The 13,138-nt window shown below is 40.3% G+C and carries 17 protein-coding genes; 7 read left to right on the top strand and 10 right to left on the bottom strand.

The genetic code is table 11. The features are described from left to right. Positions 1–48: 48 nt before the first annotated feature. Positions 49–276 carry an alpha/beta-type small acid-soluble spore protein gene (locus tag J2T13_RS03700; RefSeq protein WP_044878512.1) on the bottom strand — a complete coding sequence of 76 codons (228 nt, stop codon included), beginning with the start codon at positions 274–276 and terminating at the stop codon, positions 49–51. A 120-nt stretch (positions 277–396) separates the two neighbouring features. Here J2T13_RS03700 and J2T13_RS03695 point away from each other — a divergent pair, with 120 nt between their 5' ends. Then, on the top strand, positions 397–576 hold the full coding sequence (locus J2T13_RS03695; protein WP_429368441.1) for a hypothetical protein: 180 nt from the start codon (positions 397–399) through the stop codon (positions 574–576). Between the two features lies 1 nt (position 577). Here J2T13_RS03695 and trpS read toward each other — a convergent pair whose 3' ends face one another. Both trpS and J2T13_RS03685 read right to left on the bottom strand, forming a co-directional pair. Continuing rightward, on the bottom strand, positions 578–1,567 hold the full coding sequence (trpS, locus tag J2T13_RS03690) for a tryptophan--tRNA ligase (RefSeq protein WP_429368439.1): 990 nt from the start codon (positions 1,565–1,567) through the stop codon (positions 578–580). A gap of 80 nt (positions 1,568–1,647) precedes the next feature. Then, positions 1,648–1,875 carry a hypothetical protein gene (locus tag J2T13_RS03685; protein WP_429368437.1) on the bottom strand — a complete coding sequence of 76 codons (228 nt, stop codon included), beginning with the start codon at positions 1,873–1,875 and terminating at the stop codon, positions 1,648–1,650. A 167-nt stretch (positions 1,876–2,042) separates the two neighbouring features. On the opposite strand from J2T13_RS03685, the gene J2T13_RS03680 reads away from it, so the two are divergent. Then, positions 2,043–2,288, top strand: coding sequence for a small, acid-soluble spore protein, alpha/beta type (locus J2T13_RS03680; RefSeq protein WP_429368435.1), 246 nt, complete (start codon positions 2,043–2,045; stop codon positions 2,286–2,288). Positions 2,289–2,393: 105 nt separating this feature from the next. Here J2T13_RS03680 and J2T13_RS03675 read toward each other — a convergent pair whose 3' ends face one another. Together J2T13_RS03675 and J2T13_RS03670 are read right to left on the bottom strand one after the other, a co-directional pair. Further along, positions 2,394–2,801 (bottom strand): O-methyltransferase, encoded by a 408-nt coding sequence (locus J2T13_RS03675; protein WP_429368433.1) that lies wholly within the window; start codon positions 2,799–2,801, stop codon positions 2,394–2,396. A 322-nt stretch (positions 2,802–3,123) separates the two neighbouring features. Further along, on the bottom strand, positions 3,124–4,917 hold the full coding sequence (locus tag J2T13_RS03670; protein ID WP_429368431.1) for a M3 family oligoendopeptidase: 1,794 nt from the start codon (positions 4,915–4,917) through the stop codon (positions 3,124–3,126). Between the two features lie 225 nt (positions 4,918–5,142). Here J2T13_RS03670 and J2T13_RS03665 point away from each other — a divergent pair, with 225 nt between their 5' ends. Together J2T13_RS03665 and J2T13_RS03660 are read left to right on the top strand one after the other, a co-directional pair. After that, positions 5,143–5,310, top strand: coding sequence for a YycC family protein (locus J2T13_RS03665; RefSeq protein WP_429368429.1), 168 nt, complete (start codon positions 5,143–5,145; stop codon positions 5,308–5,310). Continuing rightward, positions 5,307–5,537, top strand: a complete 231-nt coding sequence (locus J2T13_RS03660; RefSeq protein ID WP_429368427.1) for a hypothetical protein — start codon at positions 5,307–5,309, stop codon at positions 5,535–5,537. The genes J2T13_RS03665 and J2T13_RS03660 overlap by 4 nt, the downstream gene beginning before the upstream one ends. Positions 5,538–5,618: 81 nt before the next feature. Here the strand turns inward: J2T13_RS03660 and J2T13_RS03655 are convergent, their stop codons facing one another. Next, positions 5,619–6,326, bottom strand: a complete 708-nt coding sequence (locus J2T13_RS03655) for a DUF2225 domain-containing protein (RefSeq protein ID WP_429368425.1) — start codon at positions 6,324–6,326, stop codon at positions 5,619–5,621. 36 nt (positions 6,327–6,362) lie between these two features. Continuing rightward, on the bottom strand, positions 6,363–6,743 hold the full coding sequence (locus J2T13_RS03650) for a globin (RefSeq protein ID WP_429368911.1): 381 nt from the start codon (positions 6,741–6,743) through the stop codon (positions 6,363–6,365). A 474-nt stretch (positions 6,744–7,217) separates the two neighbouring features. On the opposite strand from J2T13_RS03650, the gene ylbJ reads away from it, so the two are divergent. After that, positions 7,218–8,471 (top strand): sporulation integral membrane protein YlbJ, encoded by a 1,254-nt coding sequence (ylbJ, locus tag J2T13_RS03645; RefSeq protein WP_429368423.1) that lies wholly within the window; start codon positions 7,218–7,220, stop codon positions 8,469–8,471. Between the two features lie 66 nt (positions 8,472–8,537). Beyond that, a complete protein-coding gene (locus tag J2T13_RS03640) occupies positions 8,538–9,341 on the top strand; it encodes an NAD kinase (protein ID WP_429368421.1) in 804 nt (267 codons plus the stop codon). A 38-nt stretch (positions 9,342–9,379) separates the two neighbouring features. Here the strand turns inward: J2T13_RS03640 and J2T13_RS03635 are convergent, their stop codons facing one another. Both J2T13_RS03635 and lipA read right to left on the bottom strand, forming a co-directional pair. Beyond that, complete coding sequence (locus J2T13_RS03635) at positions 9,380–9,778, bottom strand: YutD family protein (RefSeq protein WP_429368419.1); 399 nt, start codon at positions 9,776–9,778, stop codon at positions 9,380–9,382. Between the two features lie 46 nt (positions 9,779–9,824). Next, entirely contained in the window at positions 9,825–10,706 is an 882-nt protein-coding gene (gene lipA, locus J2T13_RS03630; protein WP_429368417.1) for a lipoyl synthase, read from the bottom strand. A 225-nt stretch (positions 10,707–10,931) separates the two neighbouring features. Between lipA and J2T13_RS03625 the strand changes: the two genes are divergently transcribed. Then, entirely contained in the window at positions 10,932–11,957 is a 1,026-nt protein-coding gene (locus J2T13_RS03625) for a M23 family metallopeptidase (protein ID WP_429368909.1), read from the top strand. Between the two features lie 40 nt (positions 11,958–11,997). On the opposite strand, the gene yunB is transcribed toward J2T13_RS03625, so the two are convergent. Next, positions 11,998–12,807, bottom strand: a complete 810-nt coding sequence (gene yunB, locus J2T13_RS03620; RefSeq protein WP_429368415.1) for a sporulation protein YunB — start codon at positions 12,805–12,807, stop codon at positions 11,998–12,000. Between the last annotated feature and the right edge of the window lie 331 nt (positions 12,808–13,138).

Raw genomic sequence — 13,138 nt, 5'->3', positions numbered from 1 at the left:
AAAGCCCAGAGCATGTGCTCGGGGCTTCTCTATTCATCAAGAATTGAATTACTGATTCAGGTTGGAACCTGAGAGAGACTGTTCTGCAAGCTGTACTAGCCGTTTAGTCATGTATCCTCCCAAAGAACCTGTCTCACGAGAAGTATAGTTACCATAATAACCATCTTGAGGAATCGTTACACCCAGTTCCTGAGCTGCTTCCATCTTCAATTGTTGGAGTGCTGCTCTTGCCTGAGGTACCACCAAATTGTTAGAACTAGATTGTCCTTGCGCCATAATAAAAATCTCCTTTCACTTCTCAAGTCTGTTAATGAAGTGCAAGCTTGCAAGCTTAGTATGGCTACAATTCATAAGGTTATTCGGTAGATTTCTAATTTCTATATGGAGGTTTTTGACATGAGTAAAGCTTTATCCCTTTGGTTCGCAGTTTCTTCTATACTTATTCTAGCTGCTTCTGCAATTGCTATCAGTCATTACATCTGGTTGGCCTTACTGCTGGCCGTTCTAGGTGTCTTTAATATTGGCTGGGGATTTATGTTTAAAGCTAAACACAGGAAATCTACACTTAAAGCTTGAATTAACATTTCCTAGGTAAAAAGCCCATTCTTTCCTTCACATCATCCACTGTCCGCGTGGCTACTTCCAGCGCGCGTTCAGCCCCTTGCGCTAAAATATCGTGAATTTGACCCGATTGTCGTATCTCTTCATAAGACTTCTGTAAAGGCTCTAGGACCCCGATTATAGATTCTGCCACTGCCTTCTTAAACCCACCATACATAACACCCTCAAACTTAGCCTGAACATCCTTTATGGGTACGCCAGCACACTGTGAGTATATACTCATGAGATTACTAATCTCAGGTTTCGTCTTAGGATCATATCTCACTTCTGAACCTGAGTCTGTTGTAGCACGACTAACTTTTTTACGAATAACATCCGGTGGATCTAGAAGAGTAATATGACTTCCCGGATTTGGATTACTTTTACTCATTTTTTTGCTAGCATCATCAAGTGACATGATTCTCGCTCCCACTTCGGGGTAGTAAGCTTCTGGAATAGTAAAATACTCACCATAACGATGATTGAACCGACTAGCTAAGTCTCTTGTCAATTCTAAATGCTGTTTCTGATCGTCTCCTACAGGAACTAGATCTGCATTATAAACAAGAATATCTGCGGCCATAAGCGAAGGGTACACGAATAATCCAGCACCTACGGAATCTTTACCTTCTGCTTTATCTTTAAATTGAGTCATCCGTTCTAACTCGCCCATCGATGTTAATGTTGTCAACAACCATCCTAGTTCAGCATGTGGAGGAACATGTGATTGTAGATAAACGTTCGATTTATTTGGATCTATCCCCGCAGCAATGAATAATGCAGCTACTGATTCTGATTGTTCACGTAGTGCCTCTGGTTCTTGTGGAACAGTGATAGCATGCAAATCCACTACCATGAAATTACATTGATAATCATGTTGTAACTTCACAAAATTCTTCATCGCGCCAATGTAGTTACCCAGTGTAAGTTGACCACTCGGCTGTATACCAGATAGTACAGTTTTCAATACAATCCCTCCTAATTTTAGAAAACAAAAAAAGCCCCATCGTCACAAAGGGACGCGAGACGTGGTGCCACCCTAATTTATTACAGTGAATACATAGAATCTTCACAGACTCCACCTGTAACCTTGATATCCTGTAACGGAGAATAACCGGCTTGCCTATTAAGGAATGAGGTACAACTCCTGTTCAACATAGCACTCATGGGTCCATTGGGCATTGAGACTCCACCGATTCGCATCATCCATCGGCTTTCTGTATTGAGAATTCTCCACTGCTTACTTATCCCTGTCATCGCATTTGCCATAATCATATTAACCTTCTACAGCAATGATAAAACGAAGACTCCTTAATGTCAAACTGCTTTTTCACTTTAGAATTAAAACTAATAATTACCAACTTTTTTTAATCTCTTTTGCCGTATGTTTTCAAATGTTTATAACCATAATAACTTCATAAAGTACAGAGGAGGTGACAAACATGGGTCAAGCAGGTCAACAAAATCAAGGACGTAGTGGTCGTTCTAACAACTTGGTCGTTCCTCAAGCAACTGCTGCTTTACAACAACTTAAAATAGAAGCAGCTCAAGAACTTGGTGTGACAATTCCTCAAGATGGTTACTATGGAAATTACACTTCCCGTGAAACTGGTTCTTTGGGAGGCTATATTACTAAACGCTTAGTGCAATTAGCAGAACAACAATTATCGGGTCAATCTAACCAATAATTGCGTTTTCCCATAAACATGTATTAAAAGACGACCTTTGTCTCTAAAGGTCGTCTTTTTCTTCCAAATAATAAATCGCATATAAAATATAAAAATAGAATGAAATTAATATAATTCCGATGTGTTCTCTTGATATGTATTACGTGGATAACGAATCATTAAGTTAGCCATGTTGTAGTTCGATTCAAGTATTGCATCAATCATTATCGTACCCTGTCGTACCATAAACTCGTAAAAAATCTCACCATGGGTCCAATGATGTTTATATTTAAGACTTTCTAAAGCCATAAGCCGAAATGAGGCTTGATGTTCTGCACTAAGACCACCTTCAAAGGAAGATAATTCACCATTGCGACCTGCGATTGGATTGTGACGAATGCCAAATTTACCAACGGCATTATTTCGAATTTGTACAAATAAAGTTCCTGATGATAATCCTGATAATTCTTCTTGCAATTCCTTAAATATCATGTCAAGCTGTCTCGCCAATGAGAGTTGATCTATTTTGATCATATTGTCCCTTCTTCCTCTTTTACCGCCCTTCATAGGGCTTATGACTCATTATAATCCTTGTATATTGAAGCATCAACATATTCAAACATAATTGGGTATATATTCCTAAAATTTGCACATTAATAGTTATTTTTCATGTTATTTTTAGCTAAATAACCTCTGTATTCGACATATTAAGTCATAATCACGGGAATACGACTTCACCTTCCCATAAAATAGGACAGCATTCGTTTTTTTACACGTTCGACAGAATATTTAGACTCATTAATCATAAAAAAAGACCTTCAAGCAAGCTTTGAAGGTCTTTTATCAAAAATGAATACTACGCTTCCGTCATTTTCAGGAACTCTTTAACATCAGCGATACATAGATCCATCGCACTCTGCCAAAACTCAGATCCTGTTAGATCTGCATCCAAGTGTTTCAACGCTAATTCCTCTACCGTCATCACACCCGTATCTTTCAATAACGCATCGTATTTATCGGCAAATGAAGCTCCTTCTTGCTGAGCACGAACATAGAGCCCCGTGCTGAACATATATCCGAATGTATATGGGAAGTTATAGAAAGGTACCCCTGTGATATAAAAATGCAATTTGGATGCCCAAAAATGAGGATGATAAGAAGAAAGAGCACCGCAATAAGCTTCTTTTTGGGCCTCTTCCATGATTTCGCTAAGTTCTTGAGCACTAACAAGTCCCTCTTTACGTTTGTCATAAAAACGTGTCTCGAACAAAAATCTAGCGTGTATATTCATGAAGAAAGCAATACTATTTTGAATTTTTTCCTCTAATAGTCCAAGTTTCTCTTGCTCATTCTTAGCATCTTTCACGAGCGCATCTGCTACGATCATTTCAGCAAAAGTTGAAGCCGTCTCTGCCACATTCATCGCATAGTTCTGATTCAATACAGGGAGATCTGTCATCAGATGTTGATGATATCCATGACCCAGTTCATGTGCTAAAGTTGAAACGTTAGAGGCTGTGCCACTAAATGTCATAAAGATACGAGTTTCTTTACTTTGAGTGAGTGAGGTACAGAACCCACCGGGACGTTTACCCGGACGATCTTCTACCTCAATCCACTGCTTATCAAATGCCATTTCTGAGAATTCAGCTAACTTCGGACTAAATTTCCCAAATTGTTTCACGATATTCTCAGCAGCTTCTTGGTAAGTTACTTTACTCGCCACAGCACCTATAGGAGCCTCAACATCAACCCAGCTTAGTTTGTCTACACCTAGAAGCTTAGCCTTACGTTCTAGATATTCGACAAAAATTGGTTTGCTCTCGATAATGACATTCCACATCGCATTTAATGTTTGTTCCGACATCCGATTAATCGCTAGTGGCTCTTTTAACAATTGATTCCAGCCTCTACGACCATACAGCTTCAATCGAAATCCAGCTAAGTGGTTCAATGTATCTGCGCAGTAATCCTCAGCTTCTGTCCAAGTCTGTTCCCATTTAGTGAACATGTCTTGCCTTGCTTCTGCATCTGCAACATGAAGCTTATTCGCAGCCTGTCCGGCAGATAGCATGACAACTTCCCCCTCCTCTTCGAAGGGGATTTGTACACGACTTACAATCGTATCATAGAACTCGCTCCAACCATGATATCCGTCGACAGCTAAATCCAATGCCAAGCTCTCCAACTCAGGACTCAATTTCTCACGAGCAAGTTCACGACTCTCATTCATAATAAAAGAAATACCTCGTACTTCTTCCCGGGCTATCCATTGTTCCCATGTATGATCATCTGTGCTACGCAGTAAATTATCAAACTCTCCACTGACACTTTGTAGTTGCGCCTGTAGTGTAGTTACTTTACCAGAGAGCTGAATAGCCTTCTTGTCATGTTGATTCTGAGCTGCAAGGCAGGAAACGAAGGAACCTGCTTCAGACAAACGTTCTAAACAACTCGATAGTGAAGTTATAAATTCGTCAAAAGCAATCGTTTCCTCTATATTAGTAGGTGCCTTCGCGCTATGCATGACATTCTTAATTTCCTCAATATCCTGTTCAACAGTTTTAAGAAAAGACTCGAATTCTGCGGAAGATGATCCCCCTGGAAATATAGATTCTAAATCCCATGTTAAGGCTAAATTTGATTTCATTCTGTAAACCCCATTTCATTTTCTGTTATAATGATATTTCTGAGCCGCAATGGGCTTTTCATTTGAAATACTTTCAATGAAAAGTGTATAACTATTATAGAATGAACTAAAGATGACCCATCATCTCTCGACTTTTCTATAGTGTGGTTTAAGAATGTACGCTTTAGTTCAATCTATATATACTATACGATTATACTAAAAATAATGATAAGGAGGACACTCGTCATGAAACCTTTACAAATCTCAGCAGAGACAGCTATCACCCTATCTAAGAAACTAGGTGTACCCATCGAACACCTCATGCATATGCCACCGCATATTTTACTTCAAAAAATCGCAGAGCTTAGTAAGGAAGAAGCTTCAAAACCTGATCCTGAGCAAAATCCATCATGATTCCATTTCGTAACACATGGCCTTATGATATTATTTTGGGTGATATATACGTACAGTATTGCCCCTTTTGCAATAAACATAACGTCCTTTTACCCATGAAACCTTCAGAACTCCAAACCATTCATGAGGGCAAGAAGAAAATACTTGTCTTTCCGTGTTGCAATAACAACATTAAAGTCATTGACACAGATACAGACTACCTATTATGTGACAGACCTATACGATAGAGGCACGCCATAATTTTAAAAAATACGAAAGAAGTCTGTAGTCACCCTAACTACAGCTTCTTTCGTATATATGTATTTGATTTAAATAGATGAGTTCATTTGATCTGGGAGTTGGATTTCTTTTGCAATCATCTGCTCACGTAGAACGGTCCATTGTTCCCTCGAGGCCCTAATCATCGCCGCATCTGTAATTTTCTTATCGTTAATGACACGAGAGAACCATTTCACAGCTTCATGGAAATTACCAACTCTCCTATTAAGTTCTCCAATCAAATATAACAAACGTGCATTGTTAGCTCCTGTACCTTCTTGTTCATATACCTGAATATAAGAGTCCAAACAATACTGTAAGAAGCGTTGTTCTTGTTCATGATCCCCCTTATAACGATACAACCAAGAGATATGCTGGAGATTGCTTGATACAATACGTTCAGAATCCCCAATGGTCTGTGCACATAGTAGCGCCAACTTATAAGATTCTAATGCAATATCCCATTCACGTTTCCCACCGAAATCACGTTCAATCCAGCGACTACCCATTTTTTCCTTGAAAATTTTCTTCTGAGCATCGTTCAACCTATTCATTGAGTTTTCAGTGGATGCAAACCCACATTTGGGACACACTCGCACAACATAGAAATCAGGATTTTCATCTTTGTAATAGGCGCAAAAATCCGAATCTGTCCGAATGGATTTTTTGAAACTAGGCCGAACTCGAGAAGTCATAAATGCATGCTCACAAACGCCGCATGTAATTTGCGTGGTATAAAGGGGTTCTAACTTAGTCAATATCCTAACATCCTCTCCGTCTGTCGAATTTATTACCTAGCTCTCGGTGTTAACAAAGTGATGGGCAGGACCTGAGAGTCTTTTGATTACAAAATGGTGTAGCTCCTCTTCGACTCCAATATCTATAAGGGCTTCATCCATACAATGTAGCCATGCTTTTGCATGCTGCTCCGTAATTGGAAAGGGGAGGTGACGTGCTCTCATCATGGGATGACCGAACTCATCTGAATATAGGGAGGGTCCCCCGAAAAACTGACTTAAAAACATATACTGCTTTTCCATAACATCTGATATATCCTGCGGGAAAAGTGGACCTATTAAAGGATGACTCTGTACCCTTGGATAGAATGATTCTACAAGTTTATGTAGAGTCTGTTCTCCACCAAGGTTCTCGTAAATACTTAAGCTCGGATTCAATGAGATCGCCAACTTTCAAGTCGTTAATGATTAAGTCATTTAATTATATCAAAAAACACAAAGATAAACGACATCCCATGAGGACAGTCACCGTTTACCGATGAATATGTATCACCTCTAACTTGGCAACACTAAAAAAAAGACGCTAACCAATGAATGCTTTAGCGCCCTTCACATATTTAATAGCTGCTCCAGTCCTCTTCGCCTGAACGAATCAGTGAGGCACGAATAACATACACAAAAGCACAGACGAGAATACCGACGATAACACTCATTGTTCTCATCACTCCATCCATATCTTAAATTTAATAAAAGATAAGCTTTAGTTTATTTATTTTAGCATAAATAACACAAAAAAACAGCTATTAATGAAAGCGCTTACCTATTTTTTTGTAATGTTTGTCCTATGTTTGTCATAAAACTAAGTAAGAGAGACATTTATGTGATTCAGGAGTGAGTTGGGAGGGTATATCCATGACTATAAAATCTCTCAACATGATGATTCTGATCATCTTTTTAATGGGATTGTGTATATTAATGCTCAGTTATCCTGGAGCATACTTTGCGGCAGCCCTACGTGGGTTGACCATCTGGTGGGACGTGTTATTTCCTTCTCTTTTTCCATTCTTTATTATATCTGAAGTACTGCTTGGGTTTGGCATCGTTCATTTAATTGGTACACTATTGGATCCTTTCATGAAGCCACTATTTCGTATACCCGGAAGCGGCGGTTTTGTTGTGGCCATGGGTTACGTCTCTGGATATCCTATTGGAGCTAGATTGACAGCGAAGTTGTGGGAACAAAAGATGATCAGTCGGGATGCCGGGGAACGATTAGTTGCCTTCACAACTTCCTCTGATCCCATATTCCTAATTGGCGCCGTATCTATAGGCTTTTTTCACGATTCATCTATCGTACCTATACTTGCAATCGCCCATTATGGAGGCGGGCTGCTAATAGGATTCTTAATGCGTTTTCACGGATCGAGATTAGAGACTCAAGTACATACACTGAAGCCACCTTTTCCTATGTTTAGCCTAAAACGCCTTAAATATGCATTTCGATCTATGCACAATGCTCGGATGAAAGATGGAAGAACACTGGGAGAACTTCTATTTCAGGCTGTACAATCTTCATTTCAGCTTATTATTGTTGTGGGTGGACTTGTTGTATTCTTTTCGGTATTTCTAGAGTTAATGACGCAAGCAAGGATTATGTCAGGTCTCCACTGGATGATAGAACAAGGGTTAAGAATTGCGGGATTACCAGAAAGCTTATCTGAATCCTTAGTTGGAGGACTATTTGAGGTAACTCTGGGTGCCCGTTCAGCAGGTGAAACTTCTTCCGCTCCCCTTCAATATAAGGTCGCTGCTGCTGCATTTGCTCTTTCTTGGGGGGGGCTATCCGTCCATGCACAAATTGCAAGTATCCTACATTCTACTAATTTACGTTATCTCCCCTTCATGATCGCCCGCTTCATCCACGGTGTCATTGCAACCATACTTGTATTGCTGCTGTGGGATGTATTTATGCCTGCTGCAGATGTTATGAGTACTTTTCACACCTTCGGTTCACAGACTCTGCCGAACCTCATTTCAACACCAGGTGGGTTTACAGCTATTCTCTTTCTCCTTGTAATTATTCTAATATTGATGGTAATACTATCCCTCCTATATAGTATGCTAATAGAAATTTGGTGGCAGCTCCGTCGTTTCATTAACAAATGAAACATTGTGTTCTCCTCCGATATTGATTATGATCGTTGTATATCATGACAAAGGAGCTTATCACCCTTGAGATACTATGTATTGGATCGCGGGGATCAGTTATCTGTTGACTTAGCAGAACAATTCCACAAACTAGCGGCACAACACCATTTTACATTGGATGCAGAATCACCCGAAATCGTTATTTCTATAGGTGGAGATGGTACCATGCTCCATGCTTTTCATACGTTTATTAACCACATTTCTGATATTGCTTTTGTGGGGGTACATACCGGCCATTTAGGATTCTATTCGGATTGGAAAGCAGATGAACTTCCAGAGCTTATTGAGTTAATGAGTCGAAGTGTCACTTCAGAGCATGCCAACCCGCGGATTGTGAAGTACCCGCTTCTTGAACTAGAAGTTCAGAAAAAATCGGGAACAACCTCCTACATTGCCTTGAATGAATTCACACTTAAAGGTGTAGATGGTACCCTTGTAGCGCAGATCGACATTAATAATCAACCTTTTGAAATGTTCAGAGGTGATGGTATTTGCGTATCTACTCCTTCAGGTAGTACGGCTTATAACAAAAGTCTCGGAGGCGCAATGGTACACCCCTCTATTGAAGCACTACAAATAGCGGAGATAGCATCGATTAACAATCGAGTCTTCCGTACCATGGGCTCGCCATTGCTTCTTCCGAAACACCATTACTGTGACATATTCTCACGAAAAGACCAGCGTCTACTACTCACAGTCGATCATAATAATATACCTATTGATGATTTGATTTCAGTTCGCTGTCAGGTATCGAAACAGAAAATTAGCTTTGCTCGTTATCGCCCCTATCCTTTCTGGAATCGCGTAAGATCCTCTTTCCTAGGATAATAAGAAGAGCACAGGCATAACAAGAAAGCAGCCCCTGGTCAGGGGCTGCTTGTTTCTTCTTCTTTAGAGATATTTATTTCTTCTTGTAATTCTTCTTTCGGAATACTTACCTCTTTTTGTAATACATCTTTCAGAATACTTATTTCTTTATCTTTGGAAACGGGCTCTCTGCTCTTTTGTATAACAAAAAAAGCACAGCCAAAGTTACAATACTCGTTAAGATAGTCCACCATACTCGATATAGCGGTTTCCTTGTTCGCCTTCGGATGGTTATCCCGGTAGAATCCCTTCAAACGTAACTGATTATATCCCCAATCACCAATAATATAATCATATCTTTCCAACACGTCACTGTAGCGATCACGGAAGGCCTCAGGGTTCCAGCCACTTTTGTGATCTCTCAGAATTTCATAATTTTTGCCACCTACAAGTATCAAGCAACATCCCCTGCCTTTCCTCATTAAAAATGATCATATATCGTTATCATACATGCTGAGCAGCTGATTGCACCTGCTTATGTGCATGGTATGAGCTTCGCACAAGTGGGGCGGATTCAACATGACTAAAACCACGCTTCAAGCCTTCTTCCTTCAATAATGCGAAATCCGCAGGCGGTATATACTTTACTACATCCAAATGCTTAGGCGAAGGTTGCAAATATTGACCTAACGTTAGAATATTACAGCCAACCGCTCGTAAATCGTCCATAGATTGCAAAATTTCATCCCATTCTTCCCCAACCCCAAGCATAATACTCGACTTGGTAGGTATCGTAGGTTGCAATTCTTTAGAGCGTTGTAGCAACTCCATAGAACGACTATATTTAGCCTTTGCACGGACACGATCTGATAAACGTTCTACTGTTTCAATATTATGATTCAGAATATCAGGTTTAGCATCCATAACAACTTTCAAAGCTTCAGGGTTTCCCATAAAATCTGGAATTAGCACTTCTACACTACAGAGGGGAAGTTGACGACGTACGGCGTGGATCGTAGCAGCAAAAATGGATGCTCCACCATCCTGTAAATCATCTCTAGCTACACTCGTGATAACACAGTGCTGTAGGTTCATGCTCACAGCAGCCTCTGCAACACGTTCAGGCTCTCCCAAATCAAGTTCTGTAGGCATTCCTGTATTAACAGCACAAAAGCGACATGCACGTGTACAAATATCTCCTAGAATCATAAAGGTTGCTGTACGATTAGCCCAACATTCATATATATTTGGACAGCGAGCTTCTTCACACACGGTATGTAACGTCTTAGAACGCATCATACTTTTAATTTCCTGATAGTTTTCTCCGGTTGTCATTTTAATGCGAATCCAGTCCGGCTTAGGTTCCTTCGTAGTACTTTTGGACAATAGTAATACCTTCTTTCACTAAAGGGTAGGCTCTTACTTGTAAAATATTATATCATGAAAGCCATTGGATTACCTTACTTTAGGCTCTGAACAAAAGCGACTGAATAAAACACTACCTTTAGAGTTAATCTAATGACATCAGCACACTGTTCGGTCTAGGACTCGAATTAGAGCAAATAAGGAGGTAGACTGATGGTTTCACTTCGCACTTACGCTCCAAAATGTATGATCTATATAACAACTGCTATCTTATCCATGTATTGCTGCCATCCAACGAGTGCTGCTGAAATTAACGGATCTACAACCAGCATTGAAACGAAACAGATGGATACATTGGCATCACGTAAATTGTTATATGAAAAGATTAGTGTGGTCACTAATATTCCCTGGTACAGAATTGCTGCTATCGACCAATATGAGCATACGATGACGAAAGTTCATCCCAAAGATCGTGCACACCCTGCTCGACTAACTGGTATATATATGTCTGCACCCTTATGGGCTGGATGGCTCAATCCAGATCAACAAGACAAAAATCCAGAGTCTATTTCATTCTTTGATGGCTATGGACGTGATGGAACAGGTGATGGTATGGCAGATGCTAATAACGATATGGATGTTCTCTACAGTATGGCAGACTATTTGCTTAAGTATGGTCAATCCAAAGATGACTTCAGCATAGCCTTATGGGAATATTATCATAATAGCCGCTCTGTACAACGTATTCAACAATTCTCTAAGCTATATGAGAAGTTCGATACACTTGATTTGAATAAGCATACTTTCCCATTACCTATGAACAGCCAATATTCATACCGCAGTACTTGGGGCAGTGGCCGCAATTGGGGTGGATTTCGAATCCACGAAGGTACAGACTTATTTGCAAGCTACGGAGTACCTGTACGCAGCACTTGCTACGGAGTTGTAGAAATGAAAGGTTGGAATAGATACGGTGGCTGGCGAATTGGCATACGAGATATTCATAACCATTATCATTATTTTGCTCACTTAAGTGGCTTTGAGAAGGCTATAAAAGCGGGTGATGTTGTAAATCCTGGGCAAGTCGTTGGCTGGGTGGGTAGTTCCGGTTATGGTAAGCCTGGTACGCAAGGGAAATTCCCTCCACATCTACATTATGGAATTTATCGTGATAATGGATTTGCAGAATGGTCATTTGATCCATATCCGAGCTTACTTCATTGGGAGCGAGCTGAGCGGAAATCACTTCAGACGAAAAAGGGTAACTCTTAAATATTAGAGTTACCTTTTTTTCATGTTATCACCTGTACGTTTATGGCGTTCCACTCGTTTTGGTATGGGACTCTGCCCCCTCCAATAACTTTGACACAGTATCGTCCTGACCTTCTATCTTGGTTGAGGTGCCTGTCGATCCAAGCGGGAGTGAAATATTGGGGGCATTTGCTCCACTCCCCGCCACCGGTTCTCCCTTAGAATTGTAGTAATACATCGGTACATCTCCTACAACAAGCAAATACGATATAGGAATTTCTGTCTCCACAAATTCAGATTCCATATCAAAGGGTATGACTACCGCGACTTCGACACTGACATGAATATATACCTCCACAAGGATCATATTAATACCTGCGTCGCTTTGCCTTGTATTCAGATCTACCTTTGCAGCTCCTTGAGGCTCAATCCTGACAGGAATCTTAGGACCAAATGAAGCCAACACAGGACTGCCTAGCGCCTGACCTAACGGGATGTGTTCTGCCAACTGATGAACATCCTTCAGCGTGGATTGTACAACCTGAAATGTATCTGATGTGATTTTCATATGCTCCGCATAATTCAGCATGAACCCTGACACTTTACCCAAGTTATCCGTCTTCCAGTCCACCAATTGTTCTATCTTCGTTCCTTGTGTTACCTGAGCGGTAATAGCTTTATTAATCGCCTCAGTAGCAATTTGCTTAACTCTTATCTTGGCCAAGTGCATAATAGGTGGTTTCATTTTATTATCTACATAGGCAAACCCTTGCAACACTATAATTAGAAAAACAAGGCAACCTACGAGCCATAATCTACGAGTACTTCTAGGTTTGCTGGTTTGACTATGCCATCTATGTCTTCTTTTCATGTTCAACCTCCTTATGGCCGCGGTAAGGACTTCATCTATTCATATGATGCCGGACAACAAAAAAGAAGAGCAGGCTATCTGGAGGCCACTGAAAAAGTCCCTACTAATTTGAGACCTATACATCTAAGGAGTCAGTTGTAACTACGAGGAATATTCGGACTTCCGGCCGCTGTTAGCGGATGAAATCCGGAGACAAAGGCGGTCGCTATCGCTCCTACAGTTCCAAATTTCCCCTTCGCTACGCTCCTCTAATGCTTTTTAAATTCAAATTAATTATACAGGCGTCTTTTAGAACTCGAAAAATAGTAAACTAAAACACAGACACGGGTAT

It is taken from the genome of Paenibacillus sp. DS2015, from assembly GCF_050433705.1.
GTDB lineage: Bacteria > Bacillota > Bacilli > Paenibacillales > Paenibacillaceae > Paenibacillus_AQ.
This window is presented reverse-complemented; position numbering and strand designations above follow the sequence as displayed.

Coding starts and splice junctions, on each gene's coding strand:
- J2T13_RS03700 (WP_044878512.1), bottom strand. CDS start 276: ATGGCGCAAGGACAATCTAGTTCTAACAATTTGGTGGTACCTCAGGCA.
- J2T13_RS03695 (WP_429368441.1), top strand. CDS start 397: ATGAGTAAAGCTTTATCCCTTTGGTTCGCAGTTTCTTCTATACTTATT.
- J2T13_RS03685 (WP_429368437.1), bottom strand. CDS start 1,875: ATGATTATGGCAAATGCGATGACAGGGATAAGTAAGCAGTGGAGAATT.
- J2T13_RS03680 (WP_429368435.1), top strand. CDS start 2,043: ATGGGTCAAGCAGGTCAACAAAATCAAGGACGTAGTGGTCGTTCTAAC.
- J2T13_RS03675 (WP_429368433.1), bottom strand. CDS start 2,801: ATGATCAAAATAGATCAACTCTCATTGGCGAGACAGCTTGACATGATA.
- J2T13_RS03670 (WP_429368431.1), bottom strand. CDS start 4,917: ATGAAATCAAATTTAGCCTTAACATGGGATTTAGAATCTATATTTCCA.
- J2T13_RS03665 (WP_429368429.1), top strand. CDS start 5,143: ATGAAACCTTTACAAATCTCAGCAGAGACAGCTATCACCCTATCTAAG.
- J2T13_RS03660 (WP_429368427.1), top strand. CDS start 5,307: ATGATTCCATTTCGTAACACATGGCCTTATGATATTATTTTGGGTGAT.
- ylbJ (WP_429368423.1), top strand. CDS start 7,218: ATGACTATAAAATCTCTCAACATGATGATTCTGATCATCTTTTTAATG.
- J2T13_RS03625 (WP_429368909.1), top strand. CDS start 10,932: ATGATCTATATAACAACTGCTATCTTATCCATGTATTGCTGCCATCCA.
- yunB (WP_429368415.1), bottom strand. CDS start 12,807: ATGAAAAGAAGACATAGATGGCATAGTCAAACCAGCAAACCTAGAAGT.